General features: G+C 50.5%; 25 protein-coding genes. 10 read left to right on the top strand and 15 right to left on the bottom strand.

Translation table 11 applies throughout. The features are described from left to right. Positions 1 to 199 precede the first annotated feature (199 nt). From LKK83_RS08020 to LKK83_RS08005, 4 genes are all read right to left on the bottom strand, one after another. Complete coding sequence (locus tag LKK83_RS08020; protein WP_324630520.1) at positions 200 to 601, bottom strand: fasciclin domain-containing protein; 402 nt, start codon at positions 599 to 601, stop codon at positions 200 to 202. Positions 602 to 969: 368 nt separating this feature from the next. Next, on the bottom strand, positions 970 to 2511 hold the full coding sequence (locus tag LKK83_RS08015; protein WP_324630519.1) for a mercuric reductase: 1542 nt from the start codon (positions 2509 to 2511) through the stop codon (positions 970 to 972). A 197-nt stretch (positions 2512 to 2708) separates the two neighbouring features. After that, the gene (locus LKK83_RS08010) at positions 2709 to 3443 is read right to left on the bottom strand and encodes a TVP38/TMEM64 family protein (RefSeq protein WP_324630518.1); all 735 of its coding nucleotides are present in this window, start codon (positions 3441 to 3443) and stop codon (positions 2709 to 2711) included. 66 nt (positions 3444 to 3509) lie between these two features. Beyond that, positions 3510 to 5525: an amylo-alpha-1,6-glucosidase gene (locus LKK83_RS08005; RefSeq protein WP_324630517.1), complete on the bottom strand. Its 2016-nt coding sequence runs from the start codon at positions 5523 to 5525 to the stop codon at positions 3510 to 3512. Between LKK83_RS08005 and LKK83_RS08000 the strand changes: the two genes are divergently transcribed. Then, positions 5514 to 5657, top strand: coding sequence for a hypothetical protein (locus LKK83_RS08000; RefSeq protein WP_324630516.1), 144 nt, complete (start codon positions 5514 to 5516; stop codon positions 5655 to 5657). The genes LKK83_RS08005 and LKK83_RS08000 overlap by 12 nt on opposite strands. A 20-nt stretch (positions 5658 to 5677) precedes the next feature. On the opposite strand, the gene LKK83_RS07995 is transcribed toward LKK83_RS08000, so the two are convergent. Then, on the bottom strand, positions 5678 to 5899 hold the full coding sequence (locus tag LKK83_RS07995; protein WP_324630515.1) for a hypothetical protein: 222 nt from the start codon (positions 5897 to 5899) through the stop codon (positions 5678 to 5680). 202 nt (positions 5900 to 6101) lie between these two features. Here LKK83_RS07995 and LKK83_RS07990 point away from each other — a divergent pair, with 202 nt between their 5' ends. Then, the gene (locus tag LKK83_RS07990; RefSeq protein ID WP_324630514.1) at positions 6102 to 6713 is read left to right on the top strand and encodes a cupin; all 612 of its coding nucleotides are present in this window, start codon (positions 6102 to 6104) and stop codon (positions 6711 to 6713) included. Positions 6714 to 7037: 324 nt separating this feature from the next. Here the strand turns inward: LKK83_RS07990 and LKK83_RS07985 are convergent, their stop codons facing one another. The 4 genes from LKK83_RS07985 to LKK83_RS07970 all read right to left on the bottom strand — a co-directional run bounded on the left by LKK83_RS07985 (position 7038) and on the right by LKK83_RS07970 (position 12086). Beyond that, positions 7038 to 7508, bottom strand: coding sequence for an ABA4-like family protein (locus tag LKK83_RS07985; RefSeq protein ID WP_324630512.1), 471 nt, complete (start codon positions 7506 to 7508; stop codon positions 7038 to 7040). Between the two features lie 526 nt (positions 7509 to 8034). Then, positions 8035 to 9564, bottom strand: coding sequence for a phytoene desaturase family protein (locus LKK83_RS07980; protein ID WP_324630511.1), 1530 nt, complete (start codon positions 9562 to 9564; stop codon positions 8035 to 8037). A gap of 49 nt (positions 9565 to 9613) precedes the next feature. After that, positions 9614 to 10609 carry a pentapeptide repeat-containing protein gene (locus tag LKK83_RS07975; protein ID WP_324630509.1) on the bottom strand — a complete coding sequence of 332 codons (996 nt, stop codon included), beginning with the start codon at positions 10607 to 10609 and terminating at the stop codon, positions 9614 to 9616. Positions 10610 to 10772: 163 nt separating this feature from the next. Beyond that, entirely contained in the window at positions 10773 to 12086 is a 1314-nt protein-coding gene (locus tag LKK83_RS07970) for a hypothetical protein (protein WP_324630508.1), read from the bottom strand. A 228-nt stretch (positions 12087 to 12314) separates the two neighbouring features. Between LKK83_RS07970 and LKK83_RS07965 the strand changes: the two genes are divergently transcribed. From LKK83_RS07965 to LKK83_RS07940, 6 genes are all read left to right on the top strand, one after another. After that, positions 12315 to 12452, top strand: coding sequence for a hypothetical protein (locus LKK83_RS07965; RefSeq protein ID WP_324630507.1), 138 nt, complete (start codon positions 12315 to 12317; stop codon positions 12450 to 12452). 500 nt (positions 12453 to 12952) lie between these two features. After that, positions 12953 to 13576, top strand: coding sequence for a type I restriction enzyme HsdR N-terminal domain-containing protein (locus tag LKK83_RS07960; protein ID WP_324630505.1), 624 nt, complete (start codon positions 12953 to 12955; stop codon positions 13574 to 13576). Positions 13577 to 13751: 175 nt separating this feature from the next. Beyond that, positions 13752 to 14360 carry a glutathione S-transferase family protein gene (locus LKK83_RS07955; protein ID WP_324630504.1) on the top strand — a complete coding sequence of 203 codons (609 nt, stop codon included), beginning with the start codon at positions 13752 to 13754 and terminating at the stop codon, positions 14358 to 14360. A gap of 206 nt (positions 14361 to 14566) precedes the next feature. Beyond that, complete coding sequence (locus LKK83_RS07950; RefSeq protein ID WP_324630503.1) at positions 14567 to 15403, top strand: metallophosphoesterase; 837 nt, start codon at positions 14567 to 14569, stop codon at positions 15401 to 15403. Next, positions 15400 to 16152, top strand: coding sequence for a class I SAM-dependent methyltransferase (locus LKK83_RS07945; protein ID WP_324630502.1), 753 nt, complete (start codon positions 15400 to 15402; stop codon positions 16150 to 16152). Before LKK83_RS07950 ends, LKK83_RS07945 begins: the two co-directional genes overlap by 4 nt. Positions 16153 to 16479: 327 nt before the next feature. Further along, the gene (locus LKK83_RS07940; protein WP_324630501.1) at positions 16480 to 17766 is read left to right on the top strand and encodes a serpin family protein; all 1287 of its coding nucleotides are present in this window, start codon (positions 16480 to 16482) and stop codon (positions 17764 to 17766) included. 64 nt (positions 17767 to 17830) lie between these two features. Here LKK83_RS07940 and LKK83_RS07935 read toward each other — a convergent pair whose 3' ends face one another. From LKK83_RS07935 to LKK83_RS07925, 3 genes are all read right to left on the bottom strand, one after another. Next, positions 17831 to 18433, bottom strand: a complete 603-nt coding sequence (locus LKK83_RS07935) for a hypothetical protein (protein WP_324630500.1) — start codon at positions 18431 to 18433, stop codon at positions 17831 to 17833. A 116-nt stretch (positions 18434 to 18549) separates the two neighbouring features. Continuing rightward, the gene (locus LKK83_RS07930) at positions 18550 to 18873 is read right to left on the bottom strand and encodes a hypothetical protein (protein ID WP_324630499.1); all 324 of its coding nucleotides are present in this window, start codon (positions 18871 to 18873) and stop codon (positions 18550 to 18552) included. Between the two features lie 286 nt (positions 18874 to 19159). After that, positions 19160 to 19312: a DUF3796 domain-containing protein gene (locus tag LKK83_RS07925; RefSeq protein ID WP_324630498.1), complete on the bottom strand. Its 153-nt coding sequence runs from the start codon at positions 19310 to 19312 to the stop codon at positions 19160 to 19162. 347 nt (positions 19313 to 19659) lie between these two features. Between LKK83_RS07925 and LKK83_RS07920 the strand changes: the two genes are divergently transcribed. Both LKK83_RS07920 and LKK83_RS07915 read left to right on the top strand, forming a co-directional pair. Then, positions 19660 to 19944 carry a hypothetical protein gene (locus LKK83_RS07920; RefSeq protein ID WP_324630497.1) on the top strand — a complete coding sequence of 95 codons (285 nt, stop codon included), beginning with the start codon at positions 19660 to 19662 and terminating at the stop codon, positions 19942 to 19944. A gap of 562 nt (positions 19945 to 20506) precedes the next feature. Further along, entirely contained in the window at positions 20507 to 20779 is a 273-nt protein-coding gene (locus tag LKK83_RS07915) for a hypothetical protein (protein ID WP_324630496.1), read from the top strand. Between the two features lie 232 nt (positions 20780 to 21011). Here the strand turns inward: LKK83_RS07915 and LKK83_RS07910 are convergent, their stop codons facing one another. The 3 genes from LKK83_RS07910 to LKK83_RS07900 all read right to left on the bottom strand — a co-directional run bounded on the left by LKK83_RS07910 (position 21012) and on the right by LKK83_RS07900 (position 23422). Next, positions 21012 to 21614 (bottom strand): DedA family protein, encoded by a 603-nt coding sequence (locus LKK83_RS07910; protein WP_324630495.1) that lies wholly within the window; start codon positions 21612 to 21614, stop codon positions 21012 to 21014. A gap of 595 nt (positions 21615 to 22209) precedes the next feature. After that, positions 22210 to 22593: a hypothetical protein gene (locus LKK83_RS07905; RefSeq protein ID WP_324630494.1), complete on the bottom strand. Its 384-nt coding sequence runs from the start codon at positions 22591 to 22593 to the stop codon at positions 22210 to 22212. A 463-nt stretch (positions 22594 to 23056) separates the two neighbouring features. Next, entirely contained in the window at positions 23057 to 23422 is a 366-nt protein-coding gene (locus tag LKK83_RS07900) for a hypothetical protein (RefSeq protein ID WP_324630493.1), read from the bottom strand. Positions 23423 to 23579: the final 157 nt, after the last annotated feature.

The raw sequence follows: 23579 nt of genomic DNA, 5'->3' as shown, positions 1-23579 counted from the left end.
TCCACTGGGGCGTTCCCAGGCTGAGCCTGGGAACCAGGATGAACCAGGGGGAACCAGGGGGACCAGGATTGTTCCCGGGGATGGGGGATTAGGAGGCAGAGCCTCCACTGGGGCGTTCCCAGGCTGAGCCTGGGAACCAGGGGGAGGGGGAGGAGGGGGACGAGGAGACGAGAGGAGAGAGGGGGTGCAGGGGAGTGAATTACCCCATCAAAATGACGTTATCAATGACGTGAATTACCCCGTTATCTGCTTCAATATCTGGGGCAATAACTGTGGCATTTTTTACTTCAAAATTCTCAGAACAATCGATTCTGATGGGGGAACCTTCCACAGAGGTAACGGAATCAACTTCAGCCAAATCGGATTTCATTAACTTACCCGAAACTACATGATAGGTTAAAATCCGAGCCAGTTGAGGAATATTTTGCAATAAGGTTTGAATGGTGCCGGGGGGCAGTTTGGCAAAAGCGTCGTCAGTGGGTGCAAACACGGTAAACGGACCGGGACTTTTCAAGGTGTCCACTAAATCGGCAGCTTGCACGGCGGCGACTAAGGTTTTAAACGAATCATTACTAACGGCAATATCAACAATATCGGGCATGGATGAACCTCCGGCGGGATCGAACTGCTTTTTTAAGAATTGTAAAATAAATTGTATTTTTATGGTTAATTTTTTTTGGCTCCCATGCCCCACAGGGAGGTTGGCAAAAAAAATCCTCCCAGCAGGCACTGGGAGGCGCTAGGTGTGCAGGAGCGGAAAACAGCGACACTTTTTCCCCTAGCTAAGAAATACTGTAGGGTAGGGATATGTCGCGGCGGTGACACTGGGATGACGTTGGGGTGTCATTTGCGGTTTACCCCCGAGGAAGTTTGAAGGGGTGGGGTTTCCCTGGGGTAGAGTTGGCGAAAATGGGGATAATTTTTCTATGATATCAGACGACGCCGAATCAGCACGTCCCCCAGATAATTTTATCGCTGCCACTGGAGCCATTTCTGGAATAAGTTTTTCACGAAGGGGGTGAGGCGGGTGCGATTGTAGGCATCGGCAGCTTTTTTAATCGCTTCCGCTTGGGTGGGATAGGGATGAATCACGCTGGCGATCGCCCCTAAACCGATATTATTCGCGATCGCCAAGGTGACTTCGCTAATCATATCCCCCGCATGACGCGCCACAATCGTCGCCCCTAAAATCTTGTCGGTTCCTTTTTTTACGTGAATTTTCGCAAAACCCTCGGTTTCCCCATCCGCGATCGCGCGATCGACAGAACTCATCGGAATCAAAAACGTATCCACATCCATCCCCTTGTCTTGCGCCTCTTTTTCGTACAATCCCACATGGGCCACTTCTGGATCGGTATAAGTACACCAAGGCATCACCAAATCGCTGAGTTTACCGCGTCCCAAACCCGCCACGGAAAACAGAGAATTTTTAATCGCAATTCGCGCCGCCGCATCGGCTGCATGGGTGAATTTCCACTTCATGCACACATCCCCCACGGCATAAATTCGCGGATTAGACGTTTGCAAATAATCGTTAATTTCAATTCCTTTTTTCGGGTCGTATTTCACCCCGACTTGTTCTAAATTCAAGCCTTCTACATTCGGCTTTCTGCCCACTCCCACCAAAATCTCATCCACAGGACACGAGCGTAGTTTTCCATTCGTTTCATAATACAATACCTTGCCCGCATCGGTTTTTTCCACCCGCTGACGATTGACATTTAAGATAAGCTGAATCCCTTCGCGAATCAAGGTATTTTGCACGATTTGCGCTGCATCGCTATCTTCGCGATCGAGGATGTGACTATGTTTGTGCAGCAAGATGACTTCCGAACCCAAACGGCGAAATGCTTGCGCCAATTCGCAGCCAATCGGTCCGCCGCCAATCACGGCGAGACGGCTGGGTCTTTCAGTGAGAGAAAACACCGTTTCGTTGGTGAGGTAGCCGGCTTCTTCTAATCCTTCAATGTTGAGTTTTGCCGCGCGCGCACCAGTGGCGATGATGGCTTTTTTAAACTTGAGGGTTTTTCCGCCTACGGCGATCGTGTCTTCACCGGAAAATTGCCCTGCTCCTAAAAACACATCTACGCCTAATTTCTGAAACCGTTTTGCCGAGTCATGGTGGCTAATTCCGGCGCGAATTTCCCGCATTCTTTCCATCACGGCGGCAAAATCAATTTCCGTGCCTTCGGGGATGCGAATGCCAAAGCGTCCTGCATTTTGAATATCCCCGACAATTCGCGCAGAACCAATGATTGCTTTAGAAGGAACGCAGCCGACATTCAGACAATCTCCGCCCATTAAATGTTTTTCCACTAAGGCGACTTTTGCCCCCAAACCTGCTGCTCCTGCAGCGGTCACTAATCCAGCGGTTCCGGCACCGATAACGACTAAATTATAAACCGACTGCGGGTCGGGATTGACCCAATCAGGGGGATGAACGTGGCCGATTAATTCTTGATTGTGACTATCCCAGGGGGAAAGGGTCAGAGTTTCGTTAGTGGTGGTCATTATTTTTCTCCTGAATTGATAAATTGAGATAGAAAATTAAATAATCTTTATTTGAGGCTTGAAAATATTTGCGAGAGTAAACTTTACATTTTTGTTTGTCTTCATTAAGTCTGAATATTATTCATCCAATTAAAAGGAGGCGAAGCCTCGGGGAGGGCGTTCCCAGCATGTGCTGGGAACGAGAGAGGAGAGGGGATTTACTCTTCTGAAATTTCCTCGTTTAAGGCTTGTTTGGCGATGCGGGTGACGTAGATTGTCACGGCGACGGTGGCGATAAAACCGATGATGCGAATTGCCCACTGGGCGGGGGCGGGGGCGCTGGCTTGCGCGCCGGTTCCCAGTGCAGCTAAATTGCCGGCTAAGGACCCGATATAAACGTACATAATGGTTCCCGGAATCATGCCAATCGAGCCGATAACGTAATCTTTCAGAGAGACTTGGGTGATGCCAAAGGCATAGTTTAATAGGTTGAACGGAAAGATGGGAGAAAGCCGGGTTAACATGACGATTTTTAATCCTTCGCGGGCGACTGCATCATCAATGGCTTTAAATTTGGGGTTGCCTTGGATTTGTTTTTCTACCCAACTGCGGGCTAGATAGCGCCCGACTAAAAAGGCACAGGTAGCGCCGATGGTGGCGGAGAAAAACACATAAACAGAGCCGCCAAGTATGCCGAAAAGAACGCCGGCTCCCAGGGTCAGAATCGAACCGGGAATAAATAATACGGTAGCCAGGATGTAGATTAACATAAAGATGGCTACCCCGGTCGGACCAATATCTTGAATCCATTGCAAGGCGGTTTTTAAATAGTCTTGAATGCCAAGATATTTGATGCCGAGAATTAAGCCAGCAACCAAGGCAATGCCAGCGATAATTTTGAGAGTTTTGTTCACTTGGCTGTTTCCGTTTTGTTGGATGCGATCGGGTGTCATGTTTTACCTCGTTTGCAATAGGAAGTGGGAGAGGGGTTTTGCGGGAGAAATGGGGGGGGGGAGAGATTAATGCTTAATGTTTAATAGGGCGGCGATTCGCAGCATTTCGGCGACGGTCCAGGCTTGGGCGATCGCGCCTTTGGGTGGAAAGGGCGGATCCCCGGCAAAGATTTCGCTCAGATGACCGACGCCTGCATCGGCGAGATGGTCGGCGAGGGGCTGTAGCAATGTTTGCGCTACGGTTTTGTCGCCGTAGAGGCGTAGGTGGGCGGCGATATAAGGGCCGATGAGCCAACTCCAGACGGTACCTTGATGGTAGGCTCCATCGCGCTGCTGGGGGGTGCCGCCGTAGTGCCCGATGTAGGCCGGGTCGTCGGGGCTGAGACTTCGCAAGCCGTAGGAGGTGAGGAGCGATCGCCCGCAGGCATCGACGACGGCGCGCTGTTGGATGGGCGGTAAAGGGCTGTAGTGTAAAGACACGGCAAAGATTTGATTGGGTCGCAAGGCGGAATCGTTGCCGTTTGGGGTATCGATCGCGTCGTAGCAGTAGCCGGCTTGTTCGTTCCAGAACCGACTAAAGCCAGCGATCGCGCGATTGGCAAGCTGAATATACTCTTGGTGCGGTTTTTTCAGTATAGCACCAACTTGTGCCATTGTCTGTAAAGCGTTATACCACAAGGCATTGATTTCCACCGGTTTGCCTTGACGGGGGGTAACAACCCAGTCGCCGACTTTGGCATCCATCCAGGTGAGCTGCACCCCGGGTTCGCCGGCGTAAATTAACCCATCCTCCGCATCGCAATGAATGTTATATCGCGTTCCCTCCAGGTGCCAGCGGACGATATCGGCTAAAACCGGCCATAATTCGGCAAGCAGTTGTTTATCCCCGGTGGCGTCATAATAGGCGCGAATCGCCTCAAAATACCACAGGGTCGCATCGACGCTATTGTAATCGGGGGTTTCGCCTTCATCGGGGAAGCGATTGGGTAACATGCCTTTATCCACATAGCGGGCGAAGGTTTGCAAAATCGCCCGCGCCACTTTTGGACGCCCGGTACATAAGGTTAACCCCGGAAGGGCGATCGCGGTATCGCGTCCCCAGTCGCTAAACCAATGATAGCCGGCGATGATGCTTTTGCCACCGGGGCGATCGGGTAGGGGGCGATCGACGATGAAGCGATCGGCGGCGAGGACCAGTTGCTTTACCCAGTCGGGGCTTTTGTGCGATAAGCGATACTGTTTTTTCTGCTTGCCTTTTAATCCTTTGCCCTTTTTCGCCCGTTTGAGCAGCTTTTCCTCATAGTGGAGACGGTAGGCGAAGGCTTTTTTTCCCTCTAAGTTGGGATTGCTTTCGGTACTGGCGACAATTGCCAGGGAATCGCCCGGGTGTAATTGTGCCTGAAAGGTGACAGCATGGAGGCTATCTTGCAGGCGATCGAGACCGCGATCGGCTTCGGCGGGCAGATCGAACCCGTAATGCCAGGTATGGTCCGGGGTAACGTGAGCGCCGGTTGCCAATAGGTAAAAGGGTACTGCATCGGGAAAGGCACTCACGCGCACCCCATTGGCGATCGCGGCGATGTCCATTTGCCGATCGCTGGCGCGACTGGAATAATGGCGATCGCGATAATTCACAAATCCTTTTATCGTCAGGGTCACGGGTAAACTCCCTCGCCGCAGTCGATACTGAATATAGCTAGTGTTCTCGCCTTGCTGCATCCAAATTCGCTTTTCTAATAACGCATCGCCAAAGGCATAATGCCACACCGGAATCGACCCTTCTAAATGAAAGCGTTCGAGATAAATGTTGCCTACCGGGTCTACGGTTCCATCGGCCCATCGATTGCAAAATAAAGGATAAACCTGTTGGTTATATCCGGCAGTTTCGTCTAATTTGGTCAGCAGTAAAGTGTGTCCTAATGGGGGCTTTAGTGCTGCAATTAATAATCCATGATATCGCCGGGTTAGCATTCCAGAAATGGTGCCGGAGGCATAACTGCCGGTGCCATTGGTCACTAACCACTCGCGCTGTTGTGCGGCGGCTAAATCTCCACAAATTTCTCTGCCTAATTGAATAGCCATAATCGCGATCGCTTGGTGTTTCCCACATCCGTATTGATTGCAGTTTTGGGAAATCCAGCCAAAGCAGGACTTACCCAGTCGCGCTTATTTTACACCCCACGGCTGGCTTTTCAAACCACTGAACCGGGATAAGTCCGTCTCGCGATTGGGGGTTACTGTCCCGCGCAAGGATTGGCGTTGGATTTAGAGGCGCAGGGATTGGCATCTGTCTTAGAAGCGCAGGGATTGCTGTCGGATTTAGAGGCGCAGGGATTGCCCTGAGTTTCGGTGGTCTGGTCTTTCGTCTGCGCGGCACAAGGATTGGCGCATCCCACCACAAATCCTAAACTTAACACAGAAGCTGCCGCTAGGGTACTTAAATAATTAATTCGCATCAGTTGTCTCCTCCACAATTTACGATTATGATGAAGATTGCCTAGCCTCTCCAGAAGAGTTTGACTCGCGCAATCTGGCGTATCCTATTTGCTAAATTAGGGCAGTTGTCTGAGTTTTTGCTGAGAATGGAGTGGGGATCGGATTAAAATTTGGAATGGGTAAAATTAGAATGAGAGTGTGACAATTCGAGGGAGAAATTTTATGGACACTTCTGATTGGTTGGTGACGCAGGTGGGGGAATGTCTTCCCTGCGACGCCCCGCGAGACGATGAATTTCCGGCGTCACCTTATCGCCTATACCGATTTCTCACGGATGTAGAGGATATTCTGCGCGATCGCCCGGAGGATGAAGCGCGTCTGGCGGCGATTCGGCCCTTAGTGCGGCGGTTGTTGGTCAGTTCCGATTGGTTGCAAGGGGAATATCGCGCTCCGGATCCGCAAACCGGCTGGTCTGTGGTGATTCTCTACGACGAACCGGATTTTCCCCTGACGGTGCAGATGGTGGCGTGGTTGCCCGGAAAGGTGTCGCCGATTCACAATCACGGCACTTGGGGAGTCGTGGCGGTGGTCAGTGGTGAGGAAAAGAATACATTGTGGAAGCGATCGCCTACCCCGGAGTTTCCCGATCGCATCGAATCCGTAGGCGATCGGATTTTCCTCCCCGGGGAAATTATCAGTTTCCTCCCAGATGCCATTCACTGCATCGAAGCAATGGGCGAAGAACCTACTATTACCTTTAATTTATATGGCGTCACCGATTACCAGCGTCGCTTTGAATTCAATCCGCGCGATCGAACCGCCCACTTGTTTTAAAACAACCATATGGGAAATTCTGCCAACGTAGGGTGCGTGAGACCCCGTACCCCATGAGTGGCAACATCCCACATTGCAATTCCGGGGGCCTCACACACCGACCTACTCGGGCGCTTTTCAAGCAGGTTTATTAATATTTATTCTCCCAATTCAGCAAGGTTTGAAATTATTTTGCCTGCCTTAATTAGAAGGAAACACAGCCTCGGGAGAAGCGTTCCCAGGCTGAAGCTGGGAACGAGGGGGCGCGGGAAAAACGAAAGGGATAAAACCGGATTATTTTCCCCTTTGTCTGATTAATTTACCAGCAAAAAGTGCCGACTTCGATTATCCTTCTGCGGTAGAGGGAGAAGCGGAGGTAGGGGTTTCTTCCGTACCGGGGAAGAATTTTTTCGCGATTCCAGCGGTGATAATATGAGATAATAATCCCATTGGACCGGCGAACAAACAGAATGCCAAAGAGTGAATCGTCCAGACTTTGGTCTGCTGTCCTTGCCAATAAATCCAGCGCCCGACAAATAAATCCATGACGAGAAAGTGAACCCAACCCGTCGCCGCCGCACCTTCTTCGGCAAAAAAGCGGGCAATATCGGCTAATTTTGGATTGGAAAGTGCTTGGGCAGTTTCGGAGTTAATTTCTCCGGCAAATAAATAGATATAGAGCAATGCCAAGGGGACAAAAATGAGGTAAGAGTCCATCACTTTTCGGGTAACGCCCCAGTTGGGCAGCAAAATCATCAGCGCCCAAAATGGCAAAACGTACAGATTAGCCAGGGTAAATAAAAGGTCCAAGTTCATGGTCGATCGCATGTAAAGTGGGATTGACTTAGATCGAGTCCGGAGGAATAGCAGTAAAAAAATGAGTCCGCGTCGGCGAACTACGGAAAGCTAAGGCGCAATTTCAATCGCCCGCTTTGATGAGCCATCGCCCGGATATGATATTATATCAGGTTGGTGGGAATAGATGTAAAAAAAATCAGTCCGCGTCGGCGGAGTTCGCCTACACAGGCGCGATTTCAATCCCCCGCTTTGATTGTCCTCGCCCACAGGTTCGGGTTTGGAAGGGATAAAATTGCGGTTGGGGGGTTGCAGGAGGGAAAATAGCGGCATAATAGAACTGTACATCTCGTTTTGAGGAGAAATGACATGACCGGACATGAGCTTTTGGTCTTGGTTCTGTTGCTGTCCCCCGGTATTTTGCTATCGGCGCTGGTGATGGGCGCATTTGCGGCGGGCGGATAAGAATAGCGGAAAAGGGGTGAAGGAAAGAAGGGGGAAGGAAAGTGCTTTTTCCCTTCTTCCTTTGCCCTTTTTTGGTGTTAGTTTATCGTTTATGTTTTCTCCTGGGTTGAAGCTGTTTGAGGAGTTGGGCCGTTTGTGCCGGGTCTACGAGGGTGTTCGCGCAGAGGATACCGGAGGCGGCGACGGCGGGGACGCCGATTCCGGGCATGGTGCTGTCGCCGACGCGGTAGAGTCCGGAAATGGGGGTATGAATGGTGGGGAATGTATCTTTTCCGGCTGCGATCGCGGGTCCGTAGGTTCCTTGGTAGCGGCGGAGGTAGTGAGCGTGAGTCAGGGGAGTGCCGATCAGTTCGAGGGTAATGCGATCGCGGATATCGGGAATCACGCGCTCTAAGGCGCGCAGTAAAGATTGTGCCCGCGATCGCTTGCGGGCTTTATAGGTAGCATCCCGCTGCCAAGAGCTGTAGGGTTCTAGTGTATAAGCATGAACCACGTGATGTCCGGGGGGTGCGAGATTGGGGTCCCACACGGAGGGAATGGAAATCATGCAAGTATTGCCCGGTTCTGTGAGGTCGGTTTTCAAATCGTGAACCACCACGTGATGTCCGGTTAACCCGTCCAATCCGGCGGATTTGATGCCCAGGTGCAGGTGCATAAAGCTATCAATTGCCGGGGTGGCGAGGGCTTGGCGGCGATAGGATTCCGGTAAATCCCCCGGTTTGAGGAGATGGGCGTAAGTATCCCACATGGTAGCGTTAGAAATGACCACGGGGGCGGTAATGACTTTGCCGGTTCGCAAGAGTACCCCTTTCACCGCACCGGATTCTACCACAATGCGATCGATATGGCAACCCAGTTGCAATTCGCCGCCCCAGCGCTGCAATCCGCGCACCAAGGCATCGACGATCGCGCCACTCCCGCCGATGGGGTAGTCGATGGAAGTGCGATCGCGTTCGCCAAACATAAAGGCCACTTCTGGGGCGATGGTCTCGTGAGCTTTCAACCCGGAGAGCAGAAAGCATTCCAGGTCGATGGAGCGGCGCACGAAGGGGTCTTTTATCTCGCGGTCCATCAGTTGACCCACCGATGCCCGAACGTCGCCGATGTGAGGGATTAATTTCAGCACCGACGGCCAGTATTTTAGCAGGGTCGGGAGCATTTGCCAATCCGATCGCAGGGCTAAGATGGGTATATCTTTGAGACCGCTGTAGAGAGACAACAGGCGCTTTTCAAAGCGTTTGAGTTCCTCGGCTCCAGTGGGGGTAATTTGGGCGATCGCGGCGCGGTAGCGATCGCTGTTGCCGTAAATTGGCAGAGTATAATCGGGGAAGTGATAGTGGCCCAGGGGGTCGTAAGGCACAGTGGCCAAGGATTCCCCCAGCAGGTCTAGCACTTGGCGCACTGGATTGAGGCTGTGCGGATCGGCCAATCCGCAATAAAACGAAGGTCCCGAGTCGAAGTGAAAGCCTTGGCGAGAAAAGCTATGGGCCGCACCGCCCGCGATCGCGTGGCTTTCGCACACCAGGGTTCGTTTGCCATAGCGCGCCAGCAGAGCCGCCGTCACTAATCCGCCAATTCCGCTTCCAATCGCGATAACGTCATAATCAGACATGGGTATGTATCCTCCGGCGTTCGATTGTTCCCCCTCGTCGGGTATAATGTTAGTTTTGGATGTCGCCATTGGGCATCGTGGTGTCTTTAAATATCGCCCCGGCGAGATTCGCGCTGCTCATTTCCGATCGCATCAAGTTCGCGCCGGTTAAATCCGCATTCATCAGATTGGTGCGGGCTAGGTAAACATCGCATAATTCCGTCTCGATCAGCAAAGTTGAGGAGAGGTTAGCGCGACTGAAATCGGCGCGGTTGAAGGTAGCTTTACTGAGATCCGCGCCCTGGAGGTTGGTTTTGCCCAGTTTCGCATCGGCGGCGATCGCCAGGGTCAGCTTCACGCCACTGAGGTCCGCTTCGGTTACTTGGGCGCGTTCGAGTTTGGCATTGATCATCCGCGCATCGCGCAGGTCTACTTGGTTTAAATTCGCTTCGCTGAGAAAGGCGCGATCGAGAATCGCCTCACTCATTTTCGCTTGGGAGAGAGTCGCGCCGCGCAGGTTGGTTTCTGTGAGATTCGCCCCGGTTAAATTCGCCCGGGTCAGATCCGCACCGCTGAGGTTCACCCCGCGCAGGTCCGCCCCGCGCAGGTCCGCCCCGCGCAGGTTGGCGGGACTGTATATCCGCCGTTCCTGGCGCAGGTTGGCTCCCCGCAGACAAGCGCCGCGCAAAGACGCGCCACTCATGTTGGTACTCCGCAAGTCCGCATTGCTCAGATTTGCATCTTGCAAGTTAGCCAAGGTAATGTTAGCGCGGCGCAGGTCCGCCCCTTGTAACGTGGCACCATGAAGGTCTGCATCGCTGAGATTTGCCCCACTCAGGTTGGCTTGATTCAGGTTGGCTCCACTGAGTTTGGTACTCACGAGATACGCCGCACTTAAGTTCACCCGACTTAGATAGGCGAGAATCAAATCTGCGCCATGCAGGTCCGCGCCGCGCAGTTTTGCTCCGATTAAATCCGCTCCCCGCAAATCTGCCCCCCAGAGGTTGGCTCCGTTAAAGTCGGTTTCTCCGTCTGTATATCGCTGCAGCAGTTCTTCGGTATTCATTCGATCTCCCTGTTGATTGCACGGTGGTTCGAGATAGTGGTGGGCGGCGATTCCCCTGGCGCAGACTCGCGGGGAGTGCTTGGGCGAGTTCTCCGGAGGTTGAGCGAGGGGCGATCGCGCGCTTTAGGCATTTTTATTTTATCAGCAAATGGGATTCGCAGTGCTAGTCTTTTTCGCCATGAATCAGGCGATTTCGTTCTGCTTCTTCCAAGCGACTCAGCAGTTCGAGAAATTGAGAGCTGGTGTCTTTCAGTTGAATCACAAAATCCCCCAAGGCGTCGTATTTGAGGGAGAGCATCTCCTCTATTTCTTGCCCGTTGAGTTCCTCGTCTAAATCGATTTCTAATTGGTTTAGTTGCGTTTCGATAAAGCTCACCACTTCCCTGACTCGCCCTCTGACCCGATCGCTGACAATTTCTTCGAGTTCCTGTTTTTGTTTGAGCGGATCGTGCAAACTCAGGGCGCTTAAGGAAAATTTGCCCGAGGCGCGATCGCTGTTTTTCCTTTCCGAAACCGGCGGCGCGCTTCCCGATACTTCAGCAAATATCTCGCTGTTATCTTCATCTAGTGAGTCTCCCACTTCCGTCTCGTCGGTGCCAATATCCCCAGAGTTGTCTAACGCCTCTAACTTCCAATTTTCTACAGTTTCGGGAGGGCGATCGGCATACATTTTATCTGCTATTTCTCCTCGGTTTGGCACCGCTCCATTGGGCGGTTCTCCCACTTCCGTTTCCTGTTCTGGTTCCCGATAGAAAGCACTCATATGTTGAATGACCACACTCGCCGCTTGAATCTGTTCGTCGGGTTCTGGAAGTTGTTTGGCGGTATGATAAAGCAAAGATTCTAAATCTTCTGCAGTTTTGCACACCGAACAGAGGTTTTGTAAGAGTTCGTCCAGGGAAATTTTTTTGATCTGACCCCAGTCTTCATCGCTGTTAAAATCAAACAGGCGATCGATGGCGGAAAATATAACCAGTTTGGCGCGCAGGGGACTGGTATGCTGCATCACTTTGAGCCGCAGGTCAAAGATTTGGTCGAGGGGAATCGGTTTTTGGGACAACCCACCCACTTCGGTTTGAAAATCCGTGGTGGGATTGCTGTTTTCTTCTGAGGGAGAAACCACTAAGGTTTTGGCGTCATAATAGTTATTCGTCCGATCCGGTTCGGTGGCTTCTTCTTGAAATTCGGGATAGAGTTTGCTCACATTTTGAAAAATTTTGTTGGCAATTATGGCATATTGTTGCGGTTTATTAATTTTAGAAACAATCCCATTTAAGACTGATTTTAGATTTTGAGAAGTGACGGTCGTTTCGCAAACTTCCAACACTAAATCGCGCAAATTCAACGCTTGAATTTTCTCGGCATTGTTTTCCCAAGTCCCCTGACAAACACAAATCATCAGCTTTTTGATCCGCGTCAGGTTTCGGTCTTGCTCTAGCTCTTGAACGACTTCATTGAGTAAATGTAAATTGGTCATCTCTGCCTCCAGACAGTGTGCGGGTTCTCGGGAACGAAAGGGGGTACGGGCAAAACTCAGGAAATGAGCCTCGGCTATTTATGATTAAAGCCGAAAGTCACCCCCCGATCGCGATTTTACAGATTTTCTTAATCTGAAAATCGAGCGGTTCTCTCGATCAATCCCCTGCTCTCAATTTATCTTAGATCTAATTGGCTTCTCTTGCATCTGGGTGAGGGGTAAAACCCCGTGGGAGTTACACCACATTTGCGGCGAGATTGTCGGCGATCGCCCCTCCATTGGCGCTACAATCCAATTATTATCCCCCCCAGCACAGAAGCGGTGCATCCACCCCCGCGTTTCCCCTGGAAATGCCCGATTGATTGAACACCATCGCCCCCATCGAAATTGTCGTCGCCATTTTTAGCATAATTCGCCCCATTGCCCCATGCATTCAAATCCTCCCCCACTGCCACCAGGGCACCCACCCAGTCCTCGGTTTATCCAAAAACCTGCAGGGCCGGCAACAGGTTTGTTCCCACAAATTCTATCATGCCTCTAAAAACATTAACTTCCCCGATTGCCAGCACTCCGCGCCTGGTTATTTCCCACGGCATCCCACCACCCGCCTTCAGGGTTGCCCCTCCGATGAAATCCGGTTGATATGCTTTTGAAAAAAGCGGCGATCGGCACTCGACTTAAAGGGCGATCGCCTGCCAATAGAAAATCAGGAAAGGTTTCGGGAACGATTAAATGGGTGAGGGGGTTTCCGATTCATCTATTATCAACCTAAATCAATGAAATTGAACTTTAAATTATTACCCCAATTTTCCTTTACTGCGGAAAAATACAATGTTATAATTGACTAATAAATGGAGAATACAACAATGATAGAAACGATTCAAGCCCAAAATATTAACCTGCTCGACTTAGAGCAAAAATTTGGTCTCGAACGCAGTGACGATTCCGACTTTTTCTTAGAGTGGCAAACGGATCTCCCAGAACTTACCGATGCCGAAAAGCAGTCTTTAGACGAACTCAAAGCCGAATATTTGCACTTGTCCAAATACCCGATTCTCGAACCGATTGTCAAACTGGTTGTGCTTTCCCCCTTGCTGCGACTGGCGGGGTTTTATCGTCCGCCGTTTTACCTCACGGGAGAGAAAGAAGTCAGAATCGTGTCTCAGGATAATGGAACCTTGGTCTCGGGAAGGCTGGATCTGCTGGTTTTTACCCCTCAAATTTGGATTTTGGCGATCGAGGCAAAAAAAGCACAATATTCCCTAGAAGCAGGTATTCCGCAAGCCCTCGCCTATATGCTGGGCAATCCCAATTCGGAACAACCAGCGTTGGGATTTGTCACGAATGGGAGTGAATTTCAGTTTTTAAAACTGGCTCAACAAGAGGGTGCAAAATACAGTCAGTCTTATCGATTCTATCTGGAACGAGAGAACGACCTGTATGCAGTTCTGAGCATTTTAAAGCGCTTTGCTCAGTTAGTGAGGGAATAAACTAATAGCCAACATCTTCTGAGGGTGGGAGGGGCGAGTTTTTCATTGAACCCGCCCCTCCTTGATTACAAAAACCCGAGGATGACTCTATCTAGAGACATAAATTACCCCGGTTACACAAGCCATTTGACCCGCAGGCGAGTTAAACTAACCGCGTAGTCTGGAGTCTCAAACCATGATTGAGCTTTACACCTTTACCACGCCCAACGGACGCAAGGCGTCTATCATGTTGGAAGAACTCGGTTTGCCTTATAATGTCCACAAAATCGACATTACCAAGGGGGAGCAACATACGCCGGAATACAAAAAAATCAATCCGAATAGCAAGATCCCAGCAATTATCGATCGCGAAACCGACATTACCGTGTTTGAATCCGGGGCAATTCTGATGTATTTGGCGGAAAAAACGGCCAAATTGCTGCCTCTAGAACCGAAAGAGCGGTTTCGAGTAATCGAGTGGTTGATGTTTCAGATGGCGAGTGTCGGCCCGATGTTCGGTCAGCTGGATTATTTTAAACTGTTTGCGGATGAAAAAATTCCCCCGGCGATCGAGCGGTATGAAAAAGAAACTATCCGATTGTATGGGGTATTAAATGACCAACTAGCGGAAAATGAATACATCTGCGGGAAAGACTATACGATCGCCGATGTGGCAACTTTTCCCTGGATCGCCGCTTACAAGTTTATGAAAATGAGTCTGGATGACCACCCGCACCTGAAGCGCTGGATGGAAATGGTGCAGCAACGGGAAGCGGTACAGCGCGGAATGAAAGTGCCGGCGTAGGGGGCGCGCAAAAGCTTCTCCTCACCCTTCGGGGTGGGGTTCGGGGCAAAATCGGGGAATGCAAGGGAGGCGATCGCCGGTTTGGTGATTTTATTTCCAGAAAAAATAAGGCAGAATCGGCAGCTAAAATCCTGGTGCTGACCCCGACAACCTGCGCTTAATTTGCTATGCTGGAATTTGCCCTGGGTTAGCGATAGAAAAAAAGTATGCATAGGGTATTCACTGGCGAGTTGCGCGTGGAACGAGTGACGGTGGCGATCGCCGATTTGCCACCCCACTTATCGGGCACGAAAATCGTGCAGTTAACTGATTTTCATTATGAAGGATGGGGACTGTCCGAACAACTGCTCGAAGAAGCGATCGCCGCTAGCAACGAAGCCGACCCCGATTTAGTGGTTCTCACCGGCGACTACGTAACCACCAATCCCGACCCCATTCATCAACTATCCCTGCGTCTCAAGCACCTGCAAAATCGCGCCGGGATTTATGCTATTTTAGGCAACCACGACCTGAAACGTCCCCATTCCAAATCAGAAATTATCGCCGCTTTAAATCGCGCCGAGATTCGCGTTTTGTGGAACGAAGTAGCCTATCCTTTCGGTTCGGGTTTGGCCCTGGTGGGCATGGCAGAAATCCAATCTGGCGAATTTAAAGCCGCCCCAGTGCTGATGCCTATCGATCCCAATATCCCGCGTATTGTATTATCCCACAATCCGGATACCGCAGCATATTTGCGGCAATGGCGCGTGGATTTGCAAATGTCCGGTCACACCCACGGCGGGCAGATTATTTTACCCCAAATCGGTCCGCTTCCGGCGCGCTTAAAAGGCATTCGCCGCCGCATTCCGCAATGGTTGCGTCCTTGGATTCCCTATATGTCCAATTGTTACCGAATCGTGGATAATTGGCACTGGCATCAAGGGTTTCATACCGTGGGCAATAACCAACTTTACGTGAGTCGCGGATTGGGTACTTATTTCCCCGGACGATTCTCTTGCCCGCCGGAAGTAACGGTCATTACATTAAGCGAAAAAAAACCATGACAACAACGGATAAAGTTTGGAAAAAACAAGACCTTTCCACTAGGTTTTTAGAAGGAGTTCGCGGGGCCGTTCCCTTGGCTGACGAGCAAATTCAGGTGATGCTAAAAATTGTTGGTTTGGCATCATCTCCGGTGCGAAATTTTCTTGATTTAGGCTGTGGCGATGGAATTTTAGGCCGATCGCTGTTAGCGGAATATCCCCAAGCAAAGGGCGTGTTTCTCGATTTTTCCGAACCGATGATTGAGGCGGCAAAATCCAAACTCAGCCCCCAGCATCCGAATGTAGAGTTTATCATAGCCGATTTTGCTCAACCCCACTGGGCGGAAGCAATTGCCCCGCAAGGGCCGTTTGATGCGATCGTCTCTGGTTTCGCGATTCATCACCAATCGGATGAGATAAAACGGGTAATTTATGGTAAAATTTACGAACTCCTGACGCCGGGAGGAATTTTTCTGAATTTGGAGCATGTTTCTTCTCCCAACCAATGGATTGAAAACCTGCATGACGAGTTTTTTCTCGATTCTATTTATCGGTTTCATCAAAGCAAAGGCAGCCAAAAGTCCCGGGAAGAACTGGCTCAGGAATACTATCACCGCCCGGATAAAGCTGCTAATATTTTAGCACCGATGGAGACCCAGTGCGAGTGGCTCAGAACTATCGGCTTTGTGAATGTGGATTGCTTTTTCAAGCTGTTTGAATTGGCGATTTTTGGCGGAATGAAGTCGCGAGGGACTAAAGTCCCTGGCTGATAGCTGAAGTCGTCTAAAGACGACTAAAAGCGGATTTCGGATTAAAAATACCCGCAACCTAGAAGGGTAGGGCTAAATGCGGACAAAGCTGCTCCTACGCGGGCTAATTTCAAACCGAGACTGGGGGATTTGCTATGAGTCGGTTTTTAACCGACTTAAGCTATAAGGAGGGGACTTTAGTCCCCGACTAACTAAAAGCGGATTTCTGGGGGATTTGCTATGAGTCGGTTTTTAACCGACTTAAGCTATAAGGAGGGGACTTTAGTCCCCGACTAACTAACGAAGCTAATTGTGGAGTGTATTGGTAGTCTTGTACCATTAACAGTTATGACGAGAAAAATTTTTGTGGTTTTGGCAAAGCATCTGTTGACTAGCGCGATATCGGTAGGTTTAGTCAGCTTGATGTCTTGTAATAATAATTTAGGGCAGAATCCGGCTACCAATTCAGAAAAAATGATTCAACCATCCGACGTGGCTAGTAATTCAGCAGAGATGAGCGATCGCGTGACCGAGGCATATACCGAATTTGCCTTTAAGCTGTTTTCCCAACTGAGCGATCGCCAGGAACAACAGAATATTTTCATTTCCCCGGCGAGCATTACCACGGCGCTCTCCATGACCTATAATGGGGCTTATGGGGAAACCCAAGATGCGATCGCGCAAGTGTTGGCAGTGCAGGGCATTTCTGTAGAAGAACTGAACCAAAGCAACGCCGCCCTGAAAGCTGCTTTGGAAAATGCCGATGAAGAAGTCAAGCTCACCCTTGCCAATTCTCTCTGGTTGAACAAAGAAGCTTCTTTCCTGCCCGCTTTCCTGCAGCGAATCAACGAATCCTATGACGCGAAATTGACGCAACTTGATTTCAGCGAACCGCAGGCGGTGGATGAAATTAACGCTTGGGTGCAGCAGCAGACGAACGATAAAATCAATGCGATTTTGGATGAAATCCCCCCGCAAGCGATTCTGTATTTGATTAATGCCATTTATTTTAAAGGCAGTTGGTCCGAACCCTTTGCGCCAGAAGCAACGGAAGAACAGCCATTTACCTTACTCGATGGCAGTACAAAACCGCATCCGCTGATGTCGCAAACCGGGGAATATCGCTATTTGGAAACCGACCAGATGCAGGGGGTGAGTATTCCTTATGGCGATGGGCGATTGAGCCTGTACGTTTTCTTGCCCAACACCGAGAGTAACTTGGCCAATTTTTATCAAAATTTGAGCCAAGAACAATGGGAGGATTGGATGAGTCGGTTTCAGTTTCGACCGGGGACGGTGAAATTACCTCGGTTTCAGTTGGAATATGAAACCAGCTTAAATGAGGTATTGAAACAGATGGGAATGGAGGTAGCGTTCGACCCCGGAATGGCGGATTTTTCGCAGATGACGCTCATGGAAAATGCCCATATTTCTGAAGTGAAACATAAGACCTTTGTGGAAGTGAATGAAGAAGGAACCGAGGCGGCGGCGGTGACTTCTGTGGGGGTGGTGGCCACCAGTGCGCCGGTGGATCCGCCGTTTTCCTTTGTGGCCGATCGCCCGTTTTTCTGTGCGATTCGGGACAATCAAACTGGGACGATATTGTTTATGGGGTCGATTGTAGATCCGAGTTAGGTGGCGCGGTTGCGGGGGCGCTCGTTCCCAGGTGCGGTGGGGAAACGAGCGGTCTCACTTGCGGTTAGCTAGCGGCGGGGGAAACGGGTTTTACATATTGTTCGTTCGCTCTCACGAAGCAATTGCTGACGCTGTTTTCTCCCGCAGAGCTTTCCACAAAAATCCAAGGATTGTTGTTGGAATCGAAGGTGATGACAAAGCCGCCGGGAGTGAGTTTAGCTTCAAAGGTTTGGTTTTGTTGCAAGGTGCCTTTCACCGGGAAACTGCCGATTTCCAGCGCCCCGGTTCGCGGATCCCAAATTTGGCTCAGGGGGGAATTGCCCATGCGACAGTTTAATCCCTGGGGGTCCGGATCCACCACTTCCCAGTACAGGTGGTTGGATTTGCCGATAAAGTCTCCTTGTTCGTTAGTGTTGGGCAATACGGAAGTGTAGGCGGTGTCCTCGGAGGTTTGCGGGGTGGAAGTGCCGCGATCGTCTTCCACCGGGGGGGTGGAAAGGGGCTGTTGCTGGGCGGGGGGAGAGTCTACCGAGGGGGAGCCACAGCCAAACGTGGCGATCGCCACCAGGGCGAAGATAGCCAACAAGCGGGGTCGGCGGGCGAGACCCCGAGATATTGCCCCCCGGTGGGAGGTTCGGGTGGATGGAAGCAAATTGCTGATTTTCATATTTCGATCCTTTCTACGGCTACAAATAAATTCACTCGTTACCACCCCTGATTCGGGAAACTCGGGGACTGTTGGCGCAAGGGTCCGCCATCCCTCCCCAGGTTCTCTGTTCTATTTTAAATGGCTTGGGAAATGCGGGTGGGGGCGCTCAATCGGTTCGGGATAGCTTGGCGGGCAAGTCTGGAAGGCGATCGCTCCGGGATTGCTTCTGGGCGCAAGGGGCTGGATTTCGGGTACAATAGAATCGGGCATGGGCAAAATGTCGGTGTTGGATCCGTGGGGCTTTGGATCTCCGATTTTCCGGTAATGGGTAGCTGTGGAAAATGATGGCGCTTCCTTTTCGCCTGAAACCCTACCGTTTGTGGCTTTCGTCGGGTGGGTGATGCCGGGAATGGATTGTGCCAGGGCTGAGGGGCGATCGCGCCTCGCGGTTCGGACATTTTCCCGATTGAATTGGTAGAATTTCCCCCCTGCCGATGTTGACAAGCGATCGCCGGCATTGTACGGGAGTTTATCTTTTTCCTGAGATGGGAGGGTCTGGAAAAAAGCGATCGCCGAGTCAACCTACCCGCGCGAGGAAGCGCCGCCTTTCTCGATGGCGGGGTTTGGGAAAAAGAGTGGGAGGGGCGATCGGGCAACGTGACAAAAATCTAATACAATTTAAACGCGAGTCAATGCCCGAGCAGAGAAATAGATGCACCCTGGAAAGGTTGGGGAGTTGTGCTGCTAATGGTTGTGGTTTTTTTTAGGCGGAATAAAATAGGTAAACCACACAAACCAAACCAGCCAGAGAGCTTGCATCCAATCTCCGTTCAGCACGCCGGGAATGCCTTGGAGTCCCAGAAATCCCAAAAAACCAAGCATCCAGTTTTTTCTCATCGAACCTTCTCCTTTGGCGAGGGGCAAAAGCAACTGTTGCCTTAAACGAGGCTAACACAAAAATTCCCGGCGGTGCCCAGTGGGTTCCGGGGAGGGGAAGCCAAGGGCACAAACCCCGGTGCCCCTCCTTCTTCTGTTACAGATTCCTGTGCCGACAAATTGCGACTCGAGAAAGAGGATGAAAGAGAAAATTTAGGATAGAATGTTATACAACGACGGGGGAAAACGAAACCGGAAATGCGATCGCCGTTATCGGCTATCCTCTGGGGCTTCATCCCCGTACCGCCCGCCCTGGCTCCCCGGGGTATTGGTTCTGAATTCATCGCACCAGTTGAGGATATTAAGCCATGAATGATGAGTTAAAACAAGAACTGAAAAAATGCAGAGCGCTGTTTAGCCTTACCCTTTGTCTGCTCTTGGCAAACTGCACTGCATCTTTCAGTTTGCCCCAAGCTGCCAACAATTCCAAACCCAACCCACCGCAACCGGATTTGCGGCAACAATTGCATTGGGTTCCCCCGGAACGCACGGTAAGTTTGCCCAAAGACAGACTGTCTTATCCTCTCGCTGCAAAACGAATCGCCAAGATTGCCCACTTCAATCCTCAGCAACTAAACCCCGATCGGTTGTAAAGCCCCGCCCTCCGGCAACGAGGGCAATTTCAGCGTCGGCCCACACCGGGCAAACCCCTGCTTCAGGGGGCGTGGTGGCGCGCCCCACCTGGTGCAATGGTTCCCTGGAGTGCAGGGGGCGGAAAAATCCGGGCTGCAAAAACCGGGGAGCGAAAAATACCGCCTCAGAAGGATGACGCTGCTGCTTATACCGAGTAAGGTATAGAAACCGAACGCCCCTAGGCTGCATTCGCTCTATCTCCTGGCAGAGATTCCCGGAATTACAGGGAAAAATCGGCATTTTTACTCAATATTGTCTCTTATTTTCGGGATTAATGTGCTATAATTAAATTACAAGCGGCTGAGAAGGTTGCTTCTGCCGCGCCCAACTCTTTGGGCAAATCGATAATAAAATCCTAGGGCAACACAGTATTGCCACTGGGGACAACTCTCACCGGCAAACTCCCGCGATGCAGCCGATTCCCAATTCGGTGCGATCGGCAGTGGGTAGAGAAAACGGGCGAGAGTCCCTGTCCAGGGAAAATATAACTGGATGTAACGTAGAAATTAAAGAGGTTTTATAATGGCTGACAATCAAACCATGAATCGCTTCTCCACTTCCAATCCTGGCGATCGCATCTCCGATGAAGCCCAAACCATCGAAGAAAAAGCGAAACAGGTGGCAGTAAATAGCCCTGACATTACTGGCGATAAAATTCACGTTCCCACCTACTTCATCGTGGAAGATGAAAGCGGGGAAAAAGAAGCCCTGCACCACGTGCGAGATGCGGAAGAAATTTCCGACGTCATCCGCCAAGCCAGAATGGATGAAAATGGCGATCGCAAGTGGTGGTAAACTGACAATCACGGCAATTTTGCCATAAAAAAGCCCCGCACTCTGAAGGGTGGGGCTACACTTCCAAACCCCGCCTACGCGGGCTATTTTTATGGGCAATTGTCCGCACAGAAAAGAAAACCGAGGGAGAGGCTTCCCAGGGATTTCACGGCTAGGGTGGGCAACGAGTTGCCCACCCTACTGCTGACAACGAGCGGATAAAATGGCGAGGGATGAAAACGCGATCGCCCCCTTAGTCGGCCTGTTTTTTGCGTTTAAAAATCCACCAAACGACGGCAATTAGCAAACCAATGGCTACCAGGAGAGAAATCGGTTTGATAAACTGTTCTACCAGGCCATAATTTTCCCCGAGCAAATAGCCGGCGGTGGTCAACAAACCCACCCAAATTGCGGTGCCTAAAGTCGAGTAGATGATGAAGCTGACCAAGTTCATGCGATGCAGACCGGCGGGAACCGAAATCAAGGTGCGAACCCCGGGAACGAGACGACCGAAAAACACGGCAAAACTCCCGCGTTTGCGGAACCAAACTTTAGCGCGATCGATATCTTCCGCCGAGAGAGCCAGCCATTTCCCGTACTTGTTTGCCAATCGTTTCAAGCGCCTTTCGCTAAAGTGCTTTCCGGCATAATACCAGGGAAATGCTCCCGCCACCGAGCCGATAATTCCCGCCACAAATACCGCGCCAAAATCCAGTTTTCCCTGGGTGACGGTAAAGCCGGCGAGGGGCATAATCAGTTCAGAAGGAATTGGCGGAAAAATGTTTTCTACAAACATCAGAAAGGCAATTCCGATATAGCCTAATTCGGTAATAATATTGGTAATCCATTCCAGCATAGGGGTGCGTCCTCAGTGGGGTAGTTGGTTGCATGGTATCGCAGATTTCCGGGACAGACTGGCAGGGATAGAGTGGGGAATTCCCCACCAACGCAAAACTGCGACCCCCCAAACCGAGGGGATTTGGGGGCAAAAGCGACGATCGCGATCGGGTTGTAGGGAGATTAATGAATGTCGATTGCCGGCTGCAGCAGCAGGGCGATCGCGCCGACAATTGCAAATGCCAAACTGACCCAAACAAAGACTCTCATAAAATATTCCTCATCGTAGATTGTCATTCATCTCTATGAAAGCAAAAAAGCGGGCAAAAAACCTCTTTCCCGAGAGACATTTTCTCCTTCACTCCTTCCCTAAATGGGAACAGAACGCCCGAATATCTGGGGCGGTAAAGCGCGGTGGGATAGGGTTTCTATGAGGCACATTTGGTGGGGGAGGCGGAGCCTCGGGATATGCGTTCCCAGGCGGGAGCCTGGGAACGAGTTAAAGCCTGGGAACGAGTTAACTGTTTCGTTGTTAAAGAAAAATGGTATGAGAAACGCTATAGGTTGATGTGGGCAAATTGTGCCGCGTCACCGGATGACTTGGGAAAAACCGCTTATTTGGTATCGGAACTTTCGTAAGCCCAGTAATCGGGACAATTCGTTGCCTCTGATTTTAACACGCGATCGGGATGCACGGCACATTTAAGATAAGGATTATTTTTAAAATACTGACAGTTCGTACAGGGCAATTGATGGCGAGTTTTCTGTAGCGAACCCATGCGATTTCTAACTGATTTCCACAGATTAAAGTGCATGGCAAACAGCAACATCCAAACCACGGTAGCAAACGAAATCGGCACTAATAAAATTTCGCCACTGGGAAAGGAAGTTTCCGGCATCGGAGAAGCAGAGGGGGAGATCTCAATCTGGTTATTGCTCTCCCAACGTTGCGTCACGGTGGCTCGGTTAAACTGTGGATAATTGTCTGATTTTTGCATGGTATTGACCTCTTGATAATGAGTGGTTAGAACAGCATGGTTTCAATTGCAGGCGATAATGAACTGCTGGGATAAAGCAGTCTTATTCCCCATTCAGGAATAAATTACCGAGCCGTTAAACCGATTCGGTGGTAAAAAATATTTAGCTGACAGTATCTATTTTAAAAGATATCTTAAAAACGAGACAAACAATATCTTTCTGTAGGGTAATATTTAACAAGTTTTCATCCGTCGGTAGTTTGACGTTGCGCCTCCGGGTTTTGGTATATGGAATTACAGCCACTCCCGAGTAGCGCGGAGAAAATTGCCGATAAGATGCCAATAAGTTGCCGTTTTTTGACGGCAACTCAACCAGAAAATTGAAATGATTTTGCAATCGGGAAATCAAATCTGGTTTTACGGTGGAGAGCTGGCGTGGGATCGGCACGGAGGGTGCGATCGCCCCCACTCAGCTCGGCAACAATTATCCCATGCGAGCCGCGAGCAATTTTTTCGCCCGGGCGGCATACTTGCAATTCTGGTCTTTGATTTCGTGAAAGAAATCGACCAATTCGCGATCGCCAGCTTGTTCGGCGTCATTGGCATACATTTCATAGGTCGCGGCACCTTCGAGGGTGTGATACAGTGCGCTAACCAAATCGTAATCCTTATCTTCTACGCCGGTAATTCTTCCGCCTTGTTTGACGTCAGTCATATTTTCCTCCTTAAAATTAATCGCTTCTTTTAGCAAGATAAACCATCGATTGAGGCGATAAAATTCGACCCAATAGAATGCAGCGGTATTCCAGACGCGCTCGGTGAACGTTCCCCACCGCTTAAGTCTTGCCAAAAGCTAATTGTTTTTATCCGAGCTTACTCAGATAGTTTATTCCTCATCAGCCCGATTGTGGATCTCTCTGTAGATAGAGATATTTACCGAGGTCAACCGTAGCAAGCTAAACGGTAAAACGTTACAGCCAATCGATCGCCGGCAGCAATCACGAGAG

It is taken from the genome of Phormidium sp. CCY1219 (genome assembly GCF_035615515.1).
GTDB lineage: Bacteria > Cyanobacteriota > Cyanobacteriia > Cyanobacteriales > Laspinemataceae > CCY1219.
Note: the sequence above shows the minus strand (reverse complement) of the source record. Positions and strands in the feature narration are given on the sequence as shown.

Excerpts from the sequence above, each read along its gene's own strand:
- LKK83_RS07960 (WP_324630505.1), top strand. The coding sequence starts at position 12,953 with ATGATAGAAACGATTCAAGCCCAAAATATTAACCTGCTCGACTTAGAG.
- LKK83_RS07970 (WP_324630508.1), bottom strand. The coding sequence starts at position 12,086 with ATGACCAATTTACATTTACTCAATGAAGTCGTTCAAGAGCTAGAGCAA.
- LKK83_RS08005 (WP_324630517.1), bottom strand. The coding sequence starts at position 5,525 with ATGGCTATTCAATTAGGCAGAGAAATTTGTGGAGATTTAGCCGCCGCA.
- LKK83_RS07975 (WP_324630509.1), bottom strand. The coding sequence starts at position 10,609 with ATGAATACCGAAGAACTGCTGCAGCGATATACAGACGGAGAAACCGAC.
- LKK83_RS07990 (WP_324630514.1), top strand. The coding sequence starts at position 6,102 with ATGGACACTTCTGATTGGTTGGTGACGCAGGTGGGGGAATGTCTTCCC.
- LKK83_RS07950 (WP_324630503.1), top strand. The coding sequence starts at position 14,567 with ATGCATAGGGTATTCACTGGCGAGTTGCGCGTGGAACGAGTGACGGTG.
- LKK83_RS07910 (WP_324630495.1), bottom strand. The coding sequence starts at position 21,614 with ATGCTGGAATGGATTACCAATATTATTACCGAATTAGGCTATATCGGA.
- LKK83_RS07925 (WP_324630498.1), bottom strand. The coding sequence starts at position 19,312 with ATGAGAAAAAACTGGATGCTTGGTTTTTTGGGATTTCTGGGACTCCAA.
- LKK83_RS07940 (WP_324630501.1), top strand. The coding sequence starts at position 16,480 with ATGACGAGAAAAATTTTTGTGGTTTTGGCAAAGCATCTGTTGACTAGC.
- LKK83_RS08020 (WP_324630520.1), bottom strand. The coding sequence starts at position 601 with ATGCCCGATATTGTTGATATTGCCGTTAGTAATGATTCGTTTAAAACC.
- LKK83_RS07915 (WP_324630496.1), top strand. The coding sequence starts at position 20,507 with ATGGCTGACAATCAAACCATGAATCGCTTCTCCACTTCCAATCCTGGC.
- LKK83_RS07955 (WP_324630504.1), top strand. The coding sequence starts at position 13,752 with ATGATTGAGCTTTACACCTTTACCACGCCCAACGGACGCAAGGCGTCT.
- LKK83_RS07905 (WP_324630494.1), bottom strand. The coding sequence starts at position 22,593 with ATGCAAAAATCAGACAATTATCCACAGTTTAACCGAGCCACCGTGACG.
- LKK83_RS07935 (WP_324630500.1), bottom strand. The coding sequence starts at position 18,433 with ATGAAAATCAGCAATTTGCTTCCATCCACCCGAACCTCCCACCGGGGG.
- LKK83_RS07945 (WP_324630502.1), top strand. The coding sequence starts at position 15,400 with ATGACAACAACGGATAAAGTTTGGAAAAAACAAGACCTTTCCACTAGG.
- LKK83_RS07930 (WP_324630499.1), bottom strand. The coding sequence starts at position 18,873 with ATGTCCGAACCGCGAGGCGCGATCGCCCCTCAGCCCTGGCACAATCCA.
- LKK83_RS07985 (WP_324630512.1), bottom strand. The coding sequence starts at position 7,508 with ATGAACTTGGACCTTTTATTTACCCTGGCTAATCTGTACGTTTTGCCA.
- LKK83_RS08015 (WP_324630519.1), bottom strand. The coding sequence starts at position 2,511 with ATGACCACCACTAACGAAACTCTGACCCTTTCCCCCTGGGATAGTCAC.
- LKK83_RS07920 (WP_324630497.1), top strand. The coding sequence starts at position 19,660 with ATGAATGATGAGTTAAAACAAGAACTGAAAAAATGCAGAGCGCTGTTT.
- LKK83_RS08010 (WP_324630518.1), bottom strand. The coding sequence starts at position 3,443 with ATGACACCCGATCGCATCCAACAAAACGGAAACAGCCAAGTGAACAAA.
- LKK83_RS07995 (WP_324630515.1), bottom strand. The coding sequence starts at position 5,899 with ATGCGAATTAATTATTTAAGTACCCTAGCGGCAGCTTCTGTGTTAAGT.
- LKK83_RS07980 (WP_324630511.1), bottom strand. The coding sequence starts at position 9,564 with ATGTCTGATTATGACGTTATCGCGATTGGAAGCGGAATTGGCGGATTA.